At 61.6% G+C, this 20,701-nt stretch carries 19 protein-coding genes; 13 read left to right on the top strand and 6 right to left on the bottom strand.

The annotated features are described in order from the left end of the window. Positions 1–41 precede the first annotated feature (41 nt). From HDC30_RS16525 to HDC30_RS16535, 3 genes are all read left to right on the top strand, one after another. Entirely contained in the window at positions 42–1,034 is a 993-nt protein-coding gene (locus tag HDC30_RS16525; RefSeq protein WP_183784028.1) for an NAD(P)-dependent oxidoreductase, read from the top strand. Positions 1,035–1,150: 116 nt separating this feature from the next. Then, complete coding sequence (locus HDC30_RS16530; RefSeq protein ID WP_183784030.1) at positions 1,151–2,005, top strand: ATPase; 855 nt, start codon at positions 1,151–1,153, stop codon at positions 2,003–2,005. Between the two features lie 230 nt (positions 2,006–2,235). Then, positions 2,236–3,084 carry a cache domain-containing protein gene (locus HDC30_RS16535; RefSeq protein ID WP_183784032.1) on the top strand — a complete coding sequence of 283 codons (849 nt, stop codon included), beginning with the start codon at positions 2,236–2,238 and terminating at the stop codon, positions 3,082–3,084. 127 nt (positions 3,085–3,211) lie between these two features. Here HDC30_RS16535 and HDC30_RS16540 read toward each other — a convergent pair whose 3' ends face one another. After that, entirely contained in the window at positions 3,212–4,729 is a 1,518-nt protein-coding gene (locus tag HDC30_RS16540; protein ID WP_115989004.1) for an MDR family MFS transporter, read from the bottom strand. Positions 4,730–4,808: 79 nt separating this feature from the next. Beyond that, positions 4,809–6,002 (bottom strand): 4-hydroxybenzoate 3-monooxygenase, encoded by a 1,194-nt coding sequence (gene pobA, locus HDC30_RS16545; protein ID WP_183784034.1) that lies wholly within the window; start codon positions 6,000–6,002, stop codon positions 4,809–4,811. A 177-nt stretch (positions 6,003–6,179) separates the two neighbouring features. Here pobA and HDC30_RS16550 point away from each other — a divergent pair, with 177 nt between their 5' ends. After that, positions 6,180–7,064, top strand: coding sequence for a helix-turn-helix domain-containing protein (locus tag HDC30_RS16550; RefSeq protein ID WP_183784036.1), 885 nt, complete (start codon positions 6,180–6,182; stop codon positions 7,062–7,064). A 136-nt stretch (positions 7,065–7,200) separates the two neighbouring features. Here HDC30_RS16550 and HDC30_RS16555 read toward each other — a convergent pair whose 3' ends face one another. Together HDC30_RS16555 and HDC30_RS16560 are read right to left on the bottom strand one after the other, a co-directional pair. Next, positions 7,201–7,377 carry a hypothetical protein gene (locus HDC30_RS16555; protein ID WP_007964044.1) on the bottom strand — a complete coding sequence of 59 codons (177 nt, stop codon included), beginning with the start codon at positions 7,375–7,377 and terminating at the stop codon, positions 7,201–7,203. A 201-nt stretch (positions 7,378–7,578) separates the two neighbouring features. After that, positions 7,579–8,484: a LysR family transcriptional regulator gene (locus tag HDC30_RS16560; RefSeq protein WP_221303437.1), complete on the bottom strand. Its 906-nt coding sequence runs from the start codon at positions 8,482–8,484 to the stop codon at positions 7,579–7,581. 114 nt (positions 8,485–8,598) lie between these two features. Here HDC30_RS16560 and HDC30_RS16565 point away from each other — a divergent pair, with 114 nt between their 5' ends. Both HDC30_RS16565 and HDC30_RS16570 read left to right on the top strand, forming a co-directional pair. After that, positions 8,599–9,477: an MBL fold metallo-hydrolase gene (locus tag HDC30_RS16565; RefSeq protein ID WP_183784038.1), complete on the top strand. Its 879-nt coding sequence runs from the start codon at positions 8,599–8,601 to the stop codon at positions 9,475–9,477. A 45-nt stretch (positions 9,478–9,522) separates the two neighbouring features. After that, positions 9,523–10,137, top strand: a complete 615-nt coding sequence (locus HDC30_RS16570) for an NAD(P)-dependent oxidoreductase (protein WP_183784040.1) — start codon at positions 9,523–9,525, stop codon at positions 10,135–10,137. A gap of 123 nt (positions 10,138–10,260) precedes the next feature. Here HDC30_RS16570 and HDC30_RS16575 read toward each other — a convergent pair whose 3' ends face one another. Then, on the bottom strand, positions 10,261–11,142 hold the full coding sequence (locus tag HDC30_RS16575; protein ID WP_183784042.1) for a LysR substrate-binding domain-containing protein: 882 nt from the start codon (positions 11,140–11,142) through the stop codon (positions 10,261–10,263). A gap of 225 nt (positions 11,143–11,367) precedes the next feature. Between HDC30_RS16575 and HDC30_RS16580 the strand changes: the two genes are divergently transcribed. The 6 genes from HDC30_RS16580 to HDC30_RS16605 all read left to right on the top strand — a co-directional run bounded on the left by HDC30_RS16580 (position 11,368) and on the right by HDC30_RS16605 (position 18,840). After that, a complete protein-coding gene (locus HDC30_RS16580; RefSeq protein ID WP_183784044.1) occupies positions 11,368–13,005 on the top strand; it encodes a 5-guanidino-2-oxopentanoate decarboxylase in 1,638 nt (545 codons plus the stop codon). Next, on the top strand, positions 13,002–14,453 hold the full coding sequence (locus HDC30_RS16585; RefSeq protein ID WP_183784046.1) for an aldehyde dehydrogenase family protein: 1,452 nt from the start codon (positions 13,002–13,004) through the stop codon (positions 14,451–14,453). The genes HDC30_RS16580 and HDC30_RS16585 overlap by 4 nt, the downstream gene beginning before the upstream one ends. Positions 14,454–14,670: 217 nt before the next feature. After that, positions 14,671–15,774: an ABC transporter substrate-binding protein gene (locus HDC30_RS16590; protein WP_027612490.1), complete on the top strand. Its 1,104-nt coding sequence runs from the start codon at positions 14,671–14,673 to the stop codon at positions 15,772–15,774. Between the two features lie 243 nt (positions 15,775–16,017). Beyond that, positions 16,018–16,926 (top strand): ABC transporter permease, encoded by a 909-nt coding sequence (locus tag HDC30_RS16595; protein ID WP_025111659.1) that lies wholly within the window; start codon positions 16,018–16,020, stop codon positions 16,924–16,926. Then, positions 16,923–17,771 carry an ABC transporter permease gene (locus HDC30_RS16600; RefSeq protein WP_095668437.1) on the top strand — a complete coding sequence of 283 codons (849 nt, stop codon included), beginning with the start codon at positions 16,923–16,925 and terminating at the stop codon, positions 17,769–17,771. The genes HDC30_RS16595 and HDC30_RS16600 overlap by 4 nt, the downstream gene beginning before the upstream one ends. A 13-nt stretch (positions 17,772–17,784) precedes the next feature. Further along, positions 17,785–18,840 carry an ABC transporter ATP-binding protein gene (locus HDC30_RS16605; protein ID WP_103367398.1) on the top strand — a complete coding sequence of 352 codons (1,056 nt, stop codon included), beginning with the start codon at positions 17,785–17,787 and terminating at the stop codon, positions 18,838–18,840. Between the two features lie 126 nt (positions 18,841–18,966). Here the strand turns inward: HDC30_RS16605 and HDC30_RS16610 are convergent, their stop codons facing one another. Continuing rightward, a complete protein-coding gene (locus HDC30_RS16610) occupies positions 18,967–19,896 on the bottom strand; it encodes an AraC family transcriptional regulator (RefSeq protein WP_027612494.1) in 930 nt (309 codons plus the stop codon). Positions 19,897–20,326: 430 nt separating this feature from the next. On the opposite strand from HDC30_RS16610, the gene HDC30_RS16615 reads away from it, so the two are divergent. Then, positions 20,327–20,680: an antibiotic biosynthesis monooxygenase family protein gene (locus HDC30_RS16615; RefSeq protein ID WP_027612495.1), complete on the top strand. Its 354-nt coding sequence runs from the start codon at positions 20,327–20,329 to the stop codon at positions 20,678–20,680. Positions 20,681–20,701: the final 21 nt, after the last annotated feature.

Genomic DNA, 20,701 nt, shown 5'->3' on the forward strand with positions numbered 1-20,701 from the left:
AGACAGACGTATCAGGTAAACGAAAGACATCGGAGCGTTACATGAAAATTCTGGTCACCGGCGCAAGCGGCTTCATTGGCGGACGCTTTGCGCGTTTCGCTTTGGAGCAGGGCCTGGACGTGCGGGTCAACGGTCGCCGGGCCGAAAGCGTCGAGCATCTGGTGCGCCGTGGCGCCGAGTTCGTCCCGGGCGATCTCACCGATGCGGATCTGGTGCGCGAGCTCTGTGCCGACGTCGAAGCCGTGGTGCACTGCGCCGGCGCCGTTGGCTTGTGGGGGCGCTATCAGGACTTTCATCAGGGCAACGTGCAGGTCACCGAAAACGTCGTCGAAGCCTGCCTCAAGCAGCGCGTGCGGCGACTGGTGCATCTGTCGTCGCCGTCGATCTATTTCGATGGCCGCGATCACCTCGGCCTGACCGAAGAGCAAGTGCCCAAGCGCTTCAAACATCACTACGCGGCGACCAAATACCTGGCCGAGCAAAAGGTCTTTGGCGCACAGGAATTCGGTCTGGAAACCATCGCCCTGCGCCCGCGTTTCGTCACTGGCGCCGGCGACATGAGCATTTTCCCGCGCCTGCTGAACATGCAGCGCAAGGGGCGTCTGGCGATCATCGGCGACGGTCTGAACAAGGTCGACTTCACCAGCGTGCAGAACCTCAACGAAGCGCTGCTCAGCAGCCTGCTGGCGGCCGGTTCCGCGTTGGGCAAGGCCTACAACATCAGCAATGGCGCGCCGGTGCCGTTGTGGGATGTGGTCAATTATGTGATGCGCAAAATGGAAGTGCCGCAGGTCAGCAAATACCGCTCGTACGGTCTGGCCTACAGCGTTGCTGCGATCAACGAAGGCGTGTGCAAACTCTGGCCGGGCCGCCCGGAGCCGACCCTCTCGCGGTTGGGCATGCAGGTCATGAAGAAAAATTTCACCCTCGACATCAGTCGCGCCCGGCATTATCTGGACTACGATCCGAAAGTCAGCCTGTGGTCGGCCCTCGACGAGTTCTGTGGCTGGTGGAAAGCTCAGGACATCCGTTGATACAAGTCGGTCGGCCGGCAATGAACCGCACTGCCGCTTGAGGGTCAATCCCTGCGGCTGCGGCGGTTATACTTCGCAGCATTTAGCCATCACCGCGTTCCACAAAGGTTGCCTCAATGTCCATGCGTAACGATGCCAACGACGATTTCGACGATGTACCGAGCCTGCGGGCCGACACCTTTGACGACGATGACATTCCGCCCTCCGCTCGCACCTCGGTGCACTCGCGCACGCCGCCGGTGGTCAAGGTCAAGGCTGCGAGTACCGGGCCGCTGTGGGCACTGGTCGGCGCGTTGTTCTTTGCCTTCATCGGCCTGGCCTGGTGGAGCTTCCAGCAGATTTCGCTGATGGAGCAGCAATTGGTCGCGACCCAGGAAAGCTTTGCGCGCATCAGCGAGGAAGCGGCAGGGCGCCTGCAGGACATTTCCGGCAAGGTCGTCGCCAGCCAGAGCAACGTCAACAGCGACAGCGAAGCCTTGAAGCTGCAGATCAAACAGCTGGAAACCCAGTTGCTGGATCAGAGCAAACAGCAGCAAGGCGTGGTCGGTCAGGCCAGCGATCTGGACAAGCGTCTGGCGCAGATGACCGCGCAGACCACCGAGCAACAGAACGCCAATACCCAGTTGCAGGCTCAGGTCAAAGCCTTGAGCGCCGAACTGGCAACCTTGAAAAGCGCCCCGGCCGACACCGGCAAGGTCGATGCGCAGCTCAAGAGTTATGACGCTCAACTGAAAAGCCTCGGCGCTGATATCACCGCGCTGAAAAAGCAAGGCAATCCGAGCGCGGCGATCGAGAGTCTGGAGCAGGAAATCGTCGTTCTCAAGAGTGAACAGGACAACCGTCCGGCCGCTGCGCAGGGTGGCGGCAATACCGCCGAGTTCGACGCATTCCGCGGGCAGATGACCCGCAACCTCAACACCCTGCAGGCGCAGATCCAGAACCTGCAACAGCAGATCAATGCCCGGCCGTAGAACCTGATGAACTGTCGCCAGGGATCTTTGTGGTGAGGGGATTCATCCCCGATGGGGCTGCGCAGCAGCTCCCAAACCATCAGCTCGGTGCGTCAGAAAATATGTGTTCTCTCCATCAGGGCTGCTGCGCAGCCCATCGGGGATAAATCCCCTCGCTACAGGATTCGGCGCTCCGTCCGACCCCAAGCCGTCTACGCTCTTGAAACACCAACAAGAACGAGGGAAGCGTTATGGGGTTTTTGCATAAAGTGGCGTGGCTCGGGGTGATGCTTTTTGTGGGGGCAGGGCAGGTCAACGCCGCCACCGCGCAGAAGGACGACAGCAAGGCCGCCATTGCGCTGCTGGAAAAGGCGCTGGCCTATTACCACGACAATGGCGACAAGGCCTTCGCCGCGTTCAGCCGTCAGGGCGAGTTCGTCGACAAGGATCGCTACGTGTTCGTGGTCGACACCAAAGGCGTGATGCTCGCCAGCGGCGGGCCGTCCTCAGCCTTGATCGGCCGTGACGTCAGCGAAGTGCTTGCGCCGGATTTGCAGAAGGCCTTCAAGGACGCCTTGCTAGTGCCGGAAGGCAACGGCATTCAACAGGCCGAATACCGCTGGCAGAACTGGGCGGACGGCAAGGTCGAGCGCAAACATGTGTATTACCAGCGCATCGGTCAGCGCATTCTGGCCGTCGGTTATTACCTGCCGCGTGCTTCAGCCGAGCAGGCCAAGGCACTTCTCGACAAGGCTGCAACCGATCTGGGGAAAAACGAGAAGGACACGCTGACGGCCATCAACTCGCTCAAGGGCGGGTATCTGCAGGATGACCTGTACGTGTTCGTGGTCGATCTGGACACCCAACGCTACGTTGTCCACGGCACCAACCTGCGCTTGATCAACACCGATTTCAGCAAGATCAAGGACCCGGAAGGCAAACCGGTGGGCGAGCCGATTCTGGCGCTGATCGCCAAACAGGATGACGGTGAATACGAATACCGCTGGAAAAACCCGGTGACCGGCAAGGTCGAGGACAAGCATGCCTACCTGAAGAAGGTCGGGCATTTCCTGGTGGCGGTGGGTTACTACAGCCCTTGAAAACACCTTTGCCCCCCTGTGGGAGCGAGCCTGCTCGCGAAGGCATAGTGTCAGCTGACATCACAGTTGAATGACACACCGCTTTCGCGAGCAGGCTCGCTCCCACAGGTTTTCATGGCACCTGTGCCTATTTGGCGCCGTGCTCGCGCCCGCGCAGCAACTTGTTCGGCATCGCAATTGCCGCCGCCAGCCCCAGCAATGACACCGCCGTACTCACCCACAGCAGATGCCGGAACGTCACCGAAAGTTCGGCGCGCAAGGCGTTCTGCGCATCGCCCGGTGCGGCGTTCAAACCGTCGAGCAGCACATTGCCCGAATGCCCCTCGCTGAGCAGCGAGTTGCTCGCCAGATGGGCGAAACTCGAATCCTGCAACAACGCCAGCAACAGCGCCGACATCAACGCCACACCCACTGCGCCGCCCAGCGAGCGGAACAGGTTGGTGGTGCTGGTGGCGACGCCGATGTCGCGTTGCTCCACCGAGTTCTGCGTACCCACCAGTGAAGTCGGGAACTGCATGCCGCCGGCAATCCCGCTGAGCAGCATGAACAGGCTGCTGACCAGCGTCGCATCGGGTGGGCTGAACGCCATGCCGAGAATCGAGATCGGCATCAACAGTGCGCCCGTCAGAATCTGCGGTTTGTAGCGACCGGTCACCGACGTCCGACGTCCGGCGAAATAAGCGCCGACCGGCAGGCCCATCGCCAGCGGCAGCAAGTGCAACGCCGCCGCATCGGCCCCGGCACCGGTGACGCTCTGAAAGCGCAGCGGCATCAGCACGATCAGCGAGATCGCCTGAAAACTGGTGAAGAAAATCGTGCACCAGCACAGCAACGCGTTGCGGTTGGTGAACAAGTGCATCGGCAGCAGCGGCTCACGCGCCCGGCGTTCATGCCACACGAACACCGCCAGCACCAGCACCGCGCAGGCGAACAAACCGAGCACTTCGCTGCTGCGCCACGAATGGCCCTGACCGACCTGAGTGATGGCCAGCAGCAAGGCGGTCAAACCGATGATCATCAACAGCGTGCCGAGGTAGTCGATGATCGGTTTGCGCTGCGGAATCGGCAGGCCGCGCAGATTGCGATTGGCAACCCACCAGGCGCCCAGCCCCAGTGGCAGATTGATCAGAAACACCCAGCGCCACGACAGGTATTCGGTCATGTAGCCGCCGAGCACCGGCCCGGCGACGCTGGCCACCGCGTACATGCTGCTGAAATAACCCTGATAACGTCCGCGTTCGCGCGGCGGAACGATGTCGCCGATGATTGCCTGACTGACCGAAATCATCCCGCCGGCGCCGATGCCCTGGAGAATCCGCGCCAGCACCAGTTGTTCCATGCTTTGCGCCATGCCGCAGAACAGCGAGGCGAGGGTGAACAGGCCCATGCCGAACAGCATCAGTTTGCGCCGTCCGTACAGATCGCCGAGCTTGCCGTAGATCGGCACCGCCACGGTCATTGCCACCATGTACCCGGAAATCACCCAGGCCAGCAGGCTGACGTCCTTGAACTGTGCGGAGATGGCGGGCATCGAGACGGCGACGATGGTCTGATCCAGCGCGCCGAGAAAAATCGCCATCATCAACGCGACCAGCACGCTGCGAATGGCCGGTTTGGGCGTTTCAGGGTGATTGAGATTGGTCACGGGCGAGCCTGCGGGCAGTGATGGACCCGCACGGCCATTGCGCGCGGGTGGATGCTCGCCAGTGTAAGTCGGTAGCAGGCTATTCGATAGCCTCGTACGGAAGTCCGACGTAATTTTCTGCAATGGTTTTTCGACCCGCTTCTGAACTGACAAAGTAGTCCAGTTCCGAGGCGCTGATCCGTTGGCTGAAATCATCATGCTCGTCGAAGCGGTGCAGCATTGAGGTCATCCACCAGGAGAAACGTTCGGCTTTCCATACCCGGCGCAGGCAGATTTCCGAGTATTTCTCCAGCAGATCGGTGCGCCCTTCGCGATAAACCTTCAGCAGAATGTTGAACAGCGTACTGACATCGCTGGCGGCCAGGTTCAGGCCCTTGGCGCCGGTGGGCGGCACAATGTGCGCAGCATCGCCGAGCAGAAACATCCGTCCGTACTGCATCGGCTCGACGACAAAGCTGCGCAGCGGCGCGATGCTTTTTTCAATCGACGGGCCGGTGACCAGTTTTTCGGCAAGCGCGGCGGGCAGACGGGTTTTCAGCTCAGCCCAAAAGCGCTCGTCGGACCAGTCGGCAACGTTCTCCTGGGCCGGTACTTGCAGGTAATAACGGGTACGGGTGGCCGAACGCATGCTGCACAGGGCGAAGCCGCGGTCGTGCCGGGCGTAGACCAGCTCTTCGTGCACCGGCGGGGTGTCGGCGAGAATCCCCAGCCAGCCGAACGGATACACCCGTTCGAAGATCTTCAGGCAGTCCTCGGGAATTGACTGCCGGGCCACGCCATGAAAGCCGTCGCAACCGGCGATGTAATCGCAATCGACGCGCCAGGTTTCGCCATCCTTTTCGAAGGTGACAAAGGCCTCGTCGCTTTTCATGCCGTGAGGAACGACATGGCTCACTTCATAAAACGACAGTGCGCCAGCCTCCCGACGAGCGGCCATCAGGTCGCGCGTGACTTCGGTCTGACCGTAAACCATGACGGTTTTGCCGCCGGTCAAACCCTGCAGATCGATGTGTGCCAGACGCCCATCCAGTGCCAGATCGAAGCCGGCGTGCACCAGCCCTTCGGCATCCATGCGCGCGCCTACGCCGGCCTGGCGCAACAGCTCTACCATGCCTTGTTCAAGCACGCCGGCGCGAATTCGTCCGAGGACATAGTCGGGTGTCTGGCGTTCGAGAATCAGGGTGTCGATGCCGGCGTTGTGCAGCAACTGACCGAGGAGCAATCCGGACGGACCGGCGCCAATGATGGCGACTTGGGTTTTCAGCGTTTTCATTGTTTTTATGACTCGCAAGCTTCACGCGACAGGCGCCGGTGAATGATTTTTATGGATCGAGTGCTTGCATTTTTCCCTTGCGGGTCTGTCAATTGAAGGTGAAAACTGAGCCGATACCTGTACATTCTGCCAATCGGTGCGATTATCGCCCGCAACCTCGAGGCCTGGATTGAAGTGATGAACAAGCCTGACCTGCCTTCGATTCCGGTGTTCAAGCTCTACGGTGAAAGCCTGGACTGGCCGACCCCTGACTTGCTGCACTGTGAAACCATTTCCAAACGCAGCCGCGAACATCAATGGGAAATCAAACCCCACCGCCACGCCGATTTGTGCCAGTTGCTCTTCGTCTTCAAAGGTCAGGCAGAGCTTGAAATCGAAGGTCAACGCACGCAGCTCGATGAACCCGCGATTCAAGTCCTGCCACCGTTGTCGGTGCATGGCTTTCGCTTTTCCGAGGACGTCGAAGGATTCGTCGTCACCCTCGCCAATCCGCTGATCAATCACCTGCAGGCGCAACTGGGCAGTTCGGTGCACGCACTGGCCCAGGCCGAGCACTACCCGGCGGGCAAGGACGCGGAGTACCTGAACAGTCTGTTTTCAGCGTTGCAGGCCGAGTACAACGGCCATCAACCCGCGCGGGAAATGCTCATGCATTCGCTGGTCAGCGTGATCATGGTCTGGGTCAGCCGTCAGGCGCTCGTGCGCCATAACGCCAGCCAGCGGCCGCAACGCCAGCGCGAATACCTCAACGGGTTCATTCAATTGGTGGAGGAGACGTACCGCCAGCATGTGAAGGTCGAAGACCTCGCCCATCGTCTGGGGATTTCGGTGTCACACCTCAACGGCACCTGCCGCGAACTGGCAGGGCAGCCAGCGCTGCAGATCATGCACGAACGCCAGTTACTGGAAGCCAAACGTTTGCTGACCTACACCAGCATGACCATTTATGAGATGTCGGAGTTGTTGGGGTTTTCCGATCCGACCAACTTCACGCGCCTGTTCCGGCGCAGGGTGGGCATTTCGCCAAAGGCGTTTCGTGACCGGCTGAAGGCCGATCAGTGATCTTGTAAACCTGGCGATATCCTGTGGGAGGGGGCTTGCTCCCGAAAGCGGTGTATCAGTGTGCATCAATGCTGAATGGCACACCGCATTCGGGAGCAAGCCCCCTCCCACAGGATTGCATGCCAGCTCAGATCATTCAGCGCAGCGCATTAAGCGTCGCGTTATGCGGAATACAGCGCTCGAAATTGCAGCTGGCGTATTCGCGCGGCAGTTGTCGCAGTTGCTCGACCCGCCAGGCCGCGGTGCCGTACAGCGCCAGCGTGGCGGCGCAGGTGATGAAAATCGCGAAGTACCTTCTTGTTCTGATGTTCATGGCGTAGACCTCTGAACGCATACCCTGCGGTATTACTTTCAGCATAGGTCAGCGGCATAGAGTTGCCAGCCACGGATTCGGCCTATGTGACATCCCCCCTGTGGGAGCGGGCTTGCTCGCGAAGGCGTGGTGTCAGTCGATGACAATCCAGACTGATACACCGCCTTCGCGAGCAAGCCCGCTCCCACAGGGGCATCGGATTTACAGGCCCATATCCCATTCGGGATTTTCCGGGAATCGTTCGACGAGAAAATCCAGCATGCTGCGCAACGCCGCCGGCATATGCTTGCGTGAGGCGTACACCGCGTAGATGTTCATCTGCCGTGGCTCGGCACCCGGCAGCAGGCGCACCAGTTCACCGGCATGCACATGCACCCCGGCCTGATAGGTCGGCAGCATCGCCACGCCCGCACCGGCCAGGGTTGCGCGCAGCAGGGTGCTGGCCTCGTTGGCGCTGATGTTGCCCTGCACCGGCACCGACACGGGCTCGCCGTCCTCCTCGAAATGCCACAGGCTCTTGCCGAAGTAGGAGTGGGTGAGGCAGTTGTGTCGGCTCAGGTCCTCGACCCGTTGCGGTGGCGGGTTGTCGCGCAAATAAGCCGGTGCGGCGCAGACCACCGAGCGGCACACGGTCAGGCGCCGGGCGATCAGGTTCGGATCGAGGTCATTGCTGGTGCGGATCGCCAGATCGATGCGCTCATCCACCAGATTCACCGTGCGGTCGAGCATCTGCAGGTCGATGCTGACCCCGGGGTAGCGTTTGACGTACGCCGCCATCGCATCGGCCAGTTGCGCCTGACCGAACGAGGTACTGACGCTGATGCGCAGCAGCCCGCGCGGTGCGTCGTCGGGTTCGCTGACGGCGGCCTGCATGTCGGTCGAGAGTTCGAGCATCTGCCGGCAGCGCGGCAGGATTTCACTGCCGGCGGCGGTCAGGCTCAATTTGCGCGTGGTGCGGTGCATCAGGCGCGCGCCGACCCAGTCTTCCAGCTCCGCCAGATAACGCGACACCACTGGCCGTGACAGGTCCAGATGATCGGCCGCCGCCGACTGGCTGCCCAGATCCACCACTGTGACAAACACGCGCATTGCTTGAAGACGATCCATGATTTGCCCGCTTTCAGAAACAAACTATGTCCAAGCATCGCATTTTTTGTACCGAGTCAGGCAACTAAGCTCTGTCCCATCGCCAAACACGGCATTCGGACCACGGAGCAACAGATGATCGGCTTCACTACCCTCAAGCGCGTTTTACTGGCCACCGCCGCTCTCGGTTTCGCGGCCCACGCCGCTGCCGCCAATCTGAGCCTGGATGTCTACAACCCGGGCACCCACGCGATTTTTCCGGTGACTTCGGTGCTGGTCAGCGGCGAGAAAGACGCGATTCTGGTCGATGCGCAATTCGGCAAGTCCCAGGCCGAGCAGGTGGTGGAGAAGATCCGCGCCAGCGGCAAGCACCTGACCACCATTTACATCAGCCACGGTGACCCGGATTACTACTTCGGCCTCGACACCCTGACCCAGGCTTTCCCCGACGCCGAAGTGCTGGCCTCGCAGCCGACCGTGGATCACATCAACAAAACCGTCGCCGGCAAACTCGCCTTCTGGGGCCCGAAAATGGGCGCCGACGTACCGGCCAAAACCATCGTGCCGGGCGTGCTCAAGGGCGACAGCCTGATGCTCGAAGGGCAGAAGTTGCAGGTGGTCGGTCTTGAAGGCAAACAACCGGATCGCAGCTTCGTGTGGATTCCGTCGCTCAAGGCGGTGGTCGGTGGCGTCGTGGTCGCCGAGAACATTCATGTGTGGATGGCCGATACCCAGACCGCGCAATCCCACGCCGACTGGCTGCAAACCCTGCACTCGATCGAAACCCTGAAGCCGAAAACCGTGGTGCCGGGTCACTACCTGGGCGAGAGCAGCCGCTCTTTGGCCAGCGTGAAATTCACCGCCGACTACATTAAGGCTTTCGACGAAGAAACCGCCAAGGCCAAGGATTCCGCTGCACTGATCAAGGCCATGCACAAGCGCTACCCGAAACTCGGCGAAGAAAGCTCGCTGGAGCTGAGCGCCAAAGTCGCCAAGGGCGAGATGAAGTGGTAACCCGATTCTGAAAACGCAGCACTCTCAAGCCAACTGGAGAATGTCATGAGCAAGATCGCAATCATTGGTGCCACCGGCCGTGCCGGTAGCCAATTGCTGGAAGAAGCCCTGCGTCGCGGGCATAGCGTCACTGCCATCGCCCGCGACACCTCGAAGATCGGCGCGCGTGGCGGTGTGGTCAGCAAGAATGTCGATGTGCTGGATTCGACGGCGCTGCAAGCGGCAGTGGCCGGTCACGACGTGGTGATCAGCGCCGCGCACTTCGCCACGGTACCGGCCAGTGCCTTGGTCGGCCCGGTGAAGCAGGCGGGTGTGAAGCGTCTGCTGGTGGTTGGCGGTGCCGGTTCGCTGTTGCTGCCGGACGAAACCCGAGTGATCGACAGCGCCGGTTTCCCCGCTGAGTACAAAACCGAGGCCAGCGCTGGCGCGGCGTTTCTTGATGCCTTGCGTCAGGAGAAGAATCTGGACTGGACTTTCCTCTCGCCATCGGCAGAGTTCGTCGAAGGTGAGCGCACCGGCACCTTCCGCGTTGGCAAGGATCATTTGCTGTTCAGTGCTGAAGGTCGCAGCTGGATCACTTTCGCCGATTACGCGATTGCGCTGATTGACGAAGTGGAAACGCCGAAGCATTCGCGTCAGCGGTTTACGGTCGGGTATTAAGCAACGACGCAGACCCAATGTGGGAGCGGGCTTGCTCGCGAATGCAGTGTGTCAGTCACTTAAAATGTCGCTGACACTCCGCTTTCGCGAGCAAGCCCGCTCCCACAGGGGGATCTGTGTACTTCAGCGGGTATGCGCCTGCTCCACCAGCCAGATCATCAACTCCTCCAGCTGCGGCGACGCTTCCCCGCCCTGCGGCATCACCACGTAGTAGCCCAGCCCCGTTTTCACCTTCAGCTCAAACGGCATCACCAGCCGCCCCGCGCGCAGGTCATCGCCGATCAGCGACCAGTCGCCAATCGCCACACCCGTCCCATGCGACGCCATCGACATCGCCTGATCCAGCGTCTCGAAATGCTGCCCCATGTTGACGTTGCTCAACTGCAATTCGGCGGCGGTCAGCCACACCGTCCAGTCCTGGGTGTCGCGGGTCGGATGCAGCAGCAGATGCTGTTGCAGGTCGGCCGGTTCGCTCAGCGCCGGTGGGCCTTTCAATAAAGCTGGCGAGCAGACCGGTGTCAGCTGTTCATCAAACAGATGCAGCGCGGTCGAGGAGTTGTCCGGCGGCGTGCCGTAGATCACCGCCGCATCGAATTGCTCGCGCTGAAAGTCGACGCCATGGGCCAGCGTGGTGGTCAGTTTGACCGGCACGTCCGGGCGTTCCTTTTGCCATTGCAGCAGGCGCGGCACCAGCCAGCGCATCACGCAGCTTGGCGCCTTGAGCTGCAGGGTTTGCCGCTTGCGCCCGATCTGCTCGGTGGCCTCGCTGATCAGGCCGAAGATCTTTTCCACCCGTGGCAGCCATTCGCGTCCTTCGGCGGTCAGTTCCAGGCCTCGGGCCAGACGGATGAACAACTCATACCCCAGATGAGCTTCCAGCCCGGCAATCTGCCGGCTCACCGCGCCCTGAGTGATGTGCAACTGCTCGGCCGCCCGGGTGAAGTTGCAGCACTGCGCAGTAATCAGAAACGTGTGCAGGGCGGGCAGGGGAGGCAGTCGTTTCATGTGGATCCAAGGTATGACGTGAGGACATGGCTAGTATGACTTTTAATCGATTGTTGCCGCTACCTGCCGCCCGTTCAATGAGCCCATGTTCAGGTCATGTGGGAGCGAGCCTGCTCGCGAAGGCTGTTTCACATTCAGCATTGATGTTGGCTGATCCAGCGCTTTCGCGAGCAGGCTCGCTCCCACACGGGATCTGTGTTTTTAGCTGACAAAAGGGCAATCGACATGGCGACGTGTGGCGAAGTACTGGTCAAGTTACTCGAGGATTACGGGGTCGAGCAGGTGTTCGGCATTCCCGGGGTGCACACCGTGGAGCTGTATCGCGGGCTGGCCCGTTCGAGCATCAACCACGTCACTCCACGGCACGAGCAGGGCGCCGGATTCATGGCTGACGGCTATGCGCGCACCAGCGGCAAACCGGGTGTGTGCTTCATCATCACCGGACCGGGCATGACCAACATCACCACCGCGATGGGCCAGGCCTACGCCGACTCGATCCCGATGCTGGTGATCTCCAGCGTGCAGACCCGCAGCCAGTTGGGTGGCGGTCGCGGCAAACTCCATGAGTTGCCGAACCAGAGTGCGCTGGTCGGCGGCGTCGCGGCGTTCTCCCACACCCTGATGTCGGCGGCGGAATTGCCCGGCGTGCTGGCCCGTGCTTTCGCACTGTTTCAGGCCGGGCGTCCGCGTCCGGTGCACATCGAGATTCCGCTGGATGTTTTGGTAGAAGAGGCTGATGAGCTGCTCGCCAGCGTTCCGGTGCACATCGACCGCGCCGGGGCTGCACCGGCTGCAGTACGGCGCATGACTGAGTTGCTGGCCGGCGCTCGGCGTCCGCTGATTCTCGCCGGTGGCGGTGCCATCGATGCCGCCGCCGAACTGACTGAGCTGGCCGAGCTGCTCGACGCCCCGGTGGCGCTGACCATCAACGCCAAAGGCATGTTGCCGTCCAGCCATCCGCTGCTGATCGGCTCGACGCAAAGCCTGGTCGCCACTCGCGCACTGGTGGCCGATGCCGACGTGGTGCTGGCGATCGGCACCGAACTGGCCGAAACCGATTACGACGTGACCTTCGCCGGCGGATTTGAAATCCCCGGCAAGTTGCTGCGCATCGACATCGATGCCGATCAGACCGTGCGCAACTATCCGCCGCACGTGGCGTTGGTCGCCGACTCGCGCAACGCCGCGCAAGCGCTGCTCGGCGCACTGTCGCAGCAGGCGCTGGCCGAGCGGCGTAACGATTGGGGCCAGGTGCGGGCAGCGCGTCTGCGCGATGAACTGGCCGCGACCTGGGATGCGCCAACCCTGGCCCAGACCCGTTTTCTGGAAACCGTGCTGCACGAGTTGCCGGACGCAGTATTCGTCGGCGACTCCACACAACCGGTGTACACCGGCAACCTCACGTTCAACCCGGAACGTCCACGGCGCTGGTTCAACTCGTCCACCGGCTACGGCACCCTCGGTTACGCCCTGCCGGCGGCGATTGGCGCGTGGCTCGGCGGTAGCGTCGAGGACGGTGCTCGTCCGCCAGTGGTGTGCCTGATCGGCGACGGTGGCTTGCAGTTCACCCTGCCGGAACTGGCCAGCGCGGTTGAAGCGCGTACGCCGGTGATCATCCTGCTGTGGAATAACCAGGGTTACGAAGAGATCAAAAAATACATGGTCAACCGCGCCATCGAACCGGTCGGCGTCGATATCTACACCCCGGATTTCATCGGCGTGGCCAAGGCCCTGGGCTGCGCCGCCGAGGCGATCAGCTCGGTCGAACAATTGCGCGGCGCGCTGCGTGCTGCCACCGATCGTCAGGGTCCGACCCTGATCGAAATCGACCAGAGCCAATGGATGCAGGCGGTGGCCCAATGATCAATTTCCCAACCACCCTCGATGGCCTGTACATCAACGGTCATTGGTCGGCCGGGCGTGAGCATCTGCGGGTGATCAATCCGGCGACCGAAGCGCTGCTGACCACGGTCAATGGCGGCGATGAACGCGCGGTTGATCTGGCCGTCAGCGCCGCCACTGAAGCGTTCAAGAACTGGTCGAAAACCACTGGCGCCGAACGCGGCGCGATCCTGCGCAACATTGCCAACGGTGTGCGCAACGGGCGTGACCACTTGATGAAGTTGCAGTCGAGCAACAACGGCAAACCGCAATTCGAAGCGGCGATCGATGTCGATGATGTGATCGCCACTTTCGAGTATTACGCCGAATTGGCCGAAGGCCTCGACGCACAACTCGACAGCGACGTGGCGCTGCCCAGCGATGACTTCAGCGCGCGTCTGCGTCGTGAACCGTGCGGTGTGGTCGGGCTGATCGTGCCGTGGAATTTCCCGATGGTCACCACCGCGTGGAAGCTCGCCCCGGCCTTGGCCGCCGGTTGCTGCGTGGTGCTCAAACCGTCGGAAGTCACGCCGCTTCCGGAGCTGGAACTGGCGGCGATCATCGCTGAATCCGGTCTGCCCAACGGTGTGTTCAACCTGGTCTGCGGCACCGGTCTGGCGGTCGGTGCGCCGCTGTCGGCGGACCCGCGTATCGCCAAGATTTCCTTCACCGGCAGCAATGCCGTCGGCGTGCAGGTGATGCAGCGCGCCGCCGAAACGGTGAAGGGCGTGAGCCTGGAACTGGGCGGAAAATCTTCGCTGCTGGTGCTTGAAGATGCCGATTTGGAACTGGCGGTGGAACTGGCCTGCGGCGGCGGTTTCTTCAACGCCGGGCAGATGTGCTCGGCCACCAGCCGGGTGCTGGTCGCCGATGAGCTGGCCGATGAGTTTCTTGAGCGTCTGCAAAAGCGCGCACAAGCGATTCGCGTGGCCGATCCGTTCGACCCGGACGTGGAGATGGGCGCGCTGGTCAATCAGGCGCAATACCAGCGCGTGCTCGGCCACATCGACCGCGGTTTGAGTGCCGGGGCGAAGCTGGTGTGCGGCGGTAATCGTCCGGCGCATCTGCCACGCGGCTATTTTTTGCAGCCGACAGTGTTCACCGACGTGCCCCTCGACAGTGCGTTGTGGTGTGAAGAGATTTTCGGCCCGGTGCTCTGCGTGCGCAGTTTCAGCAGCGAAGCCGAGGCGATTGCCCTGGCCAACGACAGCCAGTTCGGGCTGGTCGCCAGTGTGGTGACGCGTAACGCCGAGACCGCCGACCGGGTCGCCAATGCCCTGCAGGCGGGGCTTGTATGGCTCAACGCGCCGCAAGTGATCTTCCCGCAGACGGCGTGGGGCGGCTACAAGCAGAGCAGCATCGGCCGTGAATTGGGGCCGTGGGGCCTGGCTGCGTTTCAGGAAATCAAACACGTGATCCGGGCGCTCTGAACGCCCGAAAACGGTGAGTGCATGCCTCGCAACGAGGCATGCGTCGGTGTCATGGCTTCGATGAGTTTTTATCGATAGTCAGGTGTATTGCACGACCTCAGGATGAACCCGTCGGCAGCGCTGCAGGCCTTTTAATACAAGGCCTGCAGCGGATCCGGCCGCGCGGATGCAACGGTTGCGACCAACCTCATACTTAAAAGAACAAAGGGAGTCCTTCATGGGCGAGCATGATCTGAACAGGCGTCAATTCATTAAAACCGTCGGCGTCGCCTCGGTAGCGGCGGCGGCCCTGAGCATGCCCTTCATCCGGGCCAGCGCCAGCGACACTCGGTTCGCCGGCAAGACTCTGCGTTTGCTGACCTGGTCGGATGACACCGGCCTCGCCGCACTGCGCAACATTGCCGCCACCTTCGAGGCCAAGACCGGCGCCAAGGTCATCGCCGACCGCACCGGCAGCACCTCGGAAATGGTCGCCAAACTCAAGGCCGGCGGTGACCGTCCGCAGTACGACATCATCACCCTGGCCGGGGTCGGCGCCGAAGGTCTGGCCGCCGCCGGGCTGCTGGAAAAACCCGACCTCAACCGGATTCCAAACCTGATCGACGTACCGGAAAAATACCGCACCGGCGCCAACGGGCACGGCATCGGTTACCTGCTGTGGTGCAACAGTCTGGTCTACAGCACCCGCACCCTCAAACAGGCACCGGACAGTTATGCCGCGCTGTGGGATGCCGATCTGGCGCCGAACATTTTCCTGCCGCCGCCGAACTGGACCGAGGCCATGGACCTGATCATCATCGCCGCGAAACTCGCAGGCGGTGACGAACACAACATCGAGCCGGGCTTCAAGAAACTCGCCGAGCTGAAGGATCGCGTGGTCACCCTCGGCGAGAACCCGAACCAGATCGCCGAACTGTTCCGCACCGGTTCCCTGGACATGGGCGGCTTGTATGCTCCGGCATTCTTCCCCAAGCAGATCCGCGATCCGAACTACGGCCTCGGTGCCACGTTCGGCATGAAGGAAGGTTTTTACACCGACCTGATGCTCTCGGTGATGCCGAAGAACCGTCCGGGCGACACCGACCTGGCCTACGCCTTCATCGACCACTCTCTCGACCCGCTGGTGCAGGGCAAGATGGCCGAAGACATCTTCAACGGCCCGGTCAACGCCAAGGCGATCATCTCCGCCGAAGCGCGCAAGAGCCCGTACATCCTCACGCCGGAGCAGATTGCCGAGAAGGCGATCATGCACGACAACGCCTTCCTGGCGACCGTGCATGACCAATGGATTCGTCGCTATACGGAAATTTTTTCTTCCTGACGCCGGCCTCCCGAACACCATGGGCCCCCTGTGGGAGCGAGTCCTGTGGTGAGGGGATTTATCCCCGATGGGCAGCGTAGCTGCCCCAAGATCAGCAAATACGGTGCATCAAATGTACCGCGCACGATGGTTTTGCGACTGCTTCGCAGCCGGTCGGGGATAAATCCCCTCACCACAAAAAATGACTCCCACAGGAGATTGAGGTGTTTGCGAGATTAGCTTTCCATTGACGAGATCATTGCTATGGAACATCAATCCCTGACCCAACCGGTTGGCGCCGCTGACGTGCGCCCGGCGCGCGGTATTTCGCCGACCGCCCGGGCGTGGTTTTTCCTCACGCCGTCGATGCTGTTTCTCGGCGTGCTGATCGCCGCCAGCCTGCTGGTGCTGCGCATGAGCGTCGGCACTAAGGGCGCGGAATGGAGCGGGTTCAGCCTCGCCAGCTACGCGCAATTGCTCGAACCCTATTATCTCAAGTCCCTGCTGCTGACCCTGCGTCTGGCGCTGATCAGTGCAGTGATCGCGGTGCTGCTGGCGATCCCGGTGGCGTACACCATGTCACGGCTGACCTCGCCGTTCGTGCGGCGGATTTTCCTCGCGGCGGTGCTGTTGCCGCTGCTGGTCAACCTGCTGCTGCAAAGCTACGGCTGGCTGGTGATTCTCGGCCCGGGCGGGATGCTCAACCAGACGCTGATGGGCCTGGGCCTGATCAAGCGCCCGATCATGCTGCTGTACAACCAGAACGGCGTGCTGATGGGCCTGGTGCAGACCGCGTTTCCTTTGGCCGTGCTGCCGATTGCCAGCGCCATGCGCGGTGTTGCGCGTACCTACGAAGAGGCGGCGGCGACACTGGGCGCCAGTCGTTTTCAGGTGTTCCGTCAGGTGGTGTTGCCGATGAGTCTGCCGGGAATCATCACCGGAGCGACGCTGGTGTTCGCCTACAACGCCAGCAGCTTTGTCGTGCCGTTGCTACTCGGTGGCCGCCGTGTACCGATGCTCGCGGTGATGGTGCATGACCAGATCGCGCCGCTGATGAACTGGCCCGCGGCATCGGCGGCCGGGGTGGTGCTGATCGTCACCACGCTGGCGATCATGACCCTGTCCGAATACATCACCGGCCGTCGTCGGCGCCTGCTGGAGGCTTCGCAATGAGTACCCTGATCAACAAGCGCATGGCGCTGCTGCCCGGCGACACCGGCAAGTTCGCCGGGATCCTTTCCGGGTTCATTCTGCTGCTGGCGGTGTTGCCGATCCTGACCATGATCGTCATGTCGTTCAGCGGTGCGTCGAACCTCGACTTCCCGCCGAGCAGCTACAGCCTGCAGTGGTACAAGGCGGCCTGGCACACCTTCGTCTCGCCAGACGCCAGCGACGTGCTGAGCCTCGGCCAGGCCATGGCCACCAGCCTGCTGGTGTCGTGCCTGACCATGGTTTTCGCCACGCTGATCGCGGTGCCCGCCGCCTATGCGCTGACCCGTTGCGAGTTCCGTGGTAAAGCCGTGGCGCTGCAACTGATGTCGCTGCCGCTGGTGTTTCCGATGGTGGTGTTGGGGCTGGCGTTGCTGCTGGTGTTCGACAGCCTGCCGTTTCACCTGACCACCTCGCGGTTGGTGATTGCCCACGTGATTCTGGCGCTGCCGTTCGTGGTGAAAAACTGCACCGCCGCCATGCTCTCCATCGGCAGCGAAGTCGAAGAGGCGGCGCGGATGCTCGGCGCTTCACCGCTGCGGGCGATTGTCGACGTGGTGGTGCCGTTGATGAAGTCGGGAATTCTGGCGGGGATGCTGCTGGCGTTCATCGTCTCGTTCAACGAATTCACCGTGACCTATTTCCTCTACACCATCGACGTCATGACCGTGCCGATCTGGATGTACAGCCGCACCGTGTCATCGCTCGACCCCACCGTGTTCTCGTTTGCCGTGCTGATCGTGCTGATCGACTTCGTCCTGATCTGGGCGCTGGAGAAGCTGGTGGGCGAGGGCGGCGTTTCCTTTTGATTTGAGGTGCAACATGACTGGTCTGATTCTGGAAAACGTCGAGAAATTCTACGGCTCGGCTTGCGCGGTACAGGACGTCAACCTGCATTTGCCGGAAGGCAGGCTGGTGTGTTTTCTCGGCCCGTCGGGCTGCGGCAAAACCACCTTGCTGCGGATGATCGCCGGGCTGGAAACCCTGACCGGCGGCGAGATTCGCCTGGACGGCGAGAACATCGGCCACACCCCGGCGCACCTGCGCAACTTCGGCATGGTGTTCCAGTCGCTGGCGCTGTTCCCGCACATGACCGTCGGCGAGAACATCGCCTACCCGCTGAAACTGCGCGGCGTGAGCAAGGCCGAGCAGCAGGCGCGGGTGGTGGAGTTGCTAGAGTTGATTCAGCTGCAAGCAATGATCGACCGGCCGGTGGCGAAACTCTCCGGCGGGCAACGGCAGCGGGTGGCGATTGCCCGGGCCATCGCCTCGCGGCCGAAAATCCTCCTGCTCGACGAACCGTTGTCGGCGCTGGACGCCAAGCTGCGCGAGTCGATGCAGGTGGAAATACGTCAGCTGCAACAGCGCTTGAACATCACCACGATCATGGTCACCCACGATCAGCGCGAAGCCATGACCATGGCCGACATCGTCGTGGTGCTGGGCGAGCACAAGGTGCAGCAGGTGGGCACACCGATCGAAATCTACCGGCACCCGGCCAACGAGTTCGTCGCCGACTTCATCGGTTCGGGCAACATTTTTCCGGCCACGGCGCTGGGTGACGGCAAGGTCAGTTTGCCGGGCGGTGATGCGCTGCAAGTGCCGATCTGCAGCAGCATCGAAGCGGGGCAGAAGGTGAAGATGCTGATTCGTCCGGAGGATCTGCAACTGTCCGCGCCACAAGCCACGGCGGGCAATCGCTTGCTCGGCAAGGTGACGTTCGTGCGCGATATCGGCGCGACCATCGAGACCACGGTGGAGTGTTCCGGGGTGACGTTCACCGCGTTGAGTACGCCGTGTCAGGGGATCGGTTTGGGGATCGGGCATCCGGTGTCGGTGACGTTGCCGAGCGAGGCGTGTCGGGTGTTGGGGGCTTGATCCGGATTTGATGTTGGCCTCGCTGGCAACTTCGCGAGCAGGCTCGCTCCCACATTTGGAAATGCGTTCCTCTGTGGGAGCGAGCCTGCTCGCGAAAGCGCCAGATGCAGCAACGCCAAGTCCGGATCAGACCGACTGCCGCAACCGCGCCAGATCCCTTAACGGCGGTGCACCAAACAAGCGGCTGTACTCGCGGCTGAACTGCGACGGGCTTTCATAGCCCACGCGATAGCCCGCCGCCGACGCTTCCAGCCCTTCGGCCAGCATCAGGCGCCGCGCTTCCTGCAGGCGCAATTGCTTCTGATACTGCAACGGACTCATCGCGGTCATCGCCTTGAAACGGTGATGCAAGGTCGAGACGCTGAGGTTCACCTCTTTCGCCAGATCATCGATGCGCAGCGGCTGTTCGAAGTTGCCGTTGAGCCATTTGATCGCCTGGCTGATGCGGTGGCTCTGGCTGTTGGCAATCGCGATCTCATACAAACGGTGACCCTGCGGACTGCGCAGCAGGCGATAAAGAATCTCCCGGCGAATCAGCGGCGCGAGCATGGCGATGTCTTTCGGCGCATCCAGCAGTCGCGCCAGACGCAACACCGCGTCGAGCATCGCGCTGTCGATCTTTTCCACATACAGGCCGCGCCCGGTCGGTCGGGTCGGCACGCCCATGGGGCCGGCGTCGGCGATTAGTGCGGTGATTTCCGCGGGGTCGATGTCCAGGCGCACGGCGAGAATCGGATCCTCCGGCGAGACATTCACCACCCGTCCGCTGAGCGGCATGGAGACCGAGACCACCAGGTAATTCAGCGGGTCGTAATTGAAGAACTCATCGGCCAGGCGCACCTCTTTGCGGCCCTGAGCCATGATGCACAGCGCCGGTTGCGCAAGTACCGGGGCGAAGTCATGGGACTGGGTATGGCGCGACATGAACAGCGAGCCGATGGCGGTCTGATAACTGCCGTCGTCCGTGGTGTTGCGGCGGATGATCGCCGCGAGTTCTGCACGCTGTTTTTCCATGTCGGCATCGGGCGGAGACTGGAAACGATCGAATGACGTCATGCACGGCATCCTCGGCTAAGACGGTGGAATGGGGCAGAGCCTATATTTGTGCAAGCGCCAGCGGTAGACACATCCTGTCAAATGCTTGCCTGATTCTGCATGGGCTGCTTTTGCGTGCCGGCCATCAGCCCGCGACCGCCACCTTACCCCTTGGGTCGAAGACCCCTGTAGGAGCTGCCGAAGGCTGCGATCTTTTGATTTTAAAAACAAAAGTCAAAAGATCGCAGCCTTCGGCAGCTCCTACACAAAAGCGTTGTGACAGCGGTGTTACAGGTTTCTACTCACCGACGCCGGGCGTTTGTGCAGTCTCGCAGGATTGTGCAACGCAGCGGCAGGAATCGACTAACGGCACCTTGCGCCCGGCCCTTAACCTTTGATCCTGTCGCAGCCCGTCCCCCGGCTGCCACGCGACTCCCTGGGAGGGTTGAACATGTCCAAGCAGATTCCCGTCAGTCATATGGCCTTCGTTCGAGCGCGCGCCGGACGCTCCGCCGAACTGGGTGTACGCCTCAGTGCCTTGATCGAACCGTCACGCAACGCCCCCGGTTGCCTGAACTTTGCCCTGCAGCATTCGCAATGCGATCCGGAGCTGTGGCTGGTCTCCGGTTTCTGGAGCCATCAACAGGCAATGACCGCGTATTTCAACAGCCCGTCGATGCAGATCTTTGCCGAATTGGTTCAGGATCTGGTGGTCAACAGCCTGGATTTCCACACCTTCAAAGAAGTGTCGGCGGCGCAGGCGCTCGGACAATGCCCGGCACCGATACACAAACTCGCCGGTTGAGGGTTTAATGTCCGGCTTATT

Origin of the sequence: Pseudomonas sp. JAI115 (assembly GCF_014200835.1) — a bacterium.
In the GTDB taxonomy this organism is placed as follows: Bacteria; Pseudomonadota; Gammaproteobacteria; order Pseudomonadales; family Pseudomonadaceae; genus Aquipseudomonas; species Aquipseudomonas putida_A.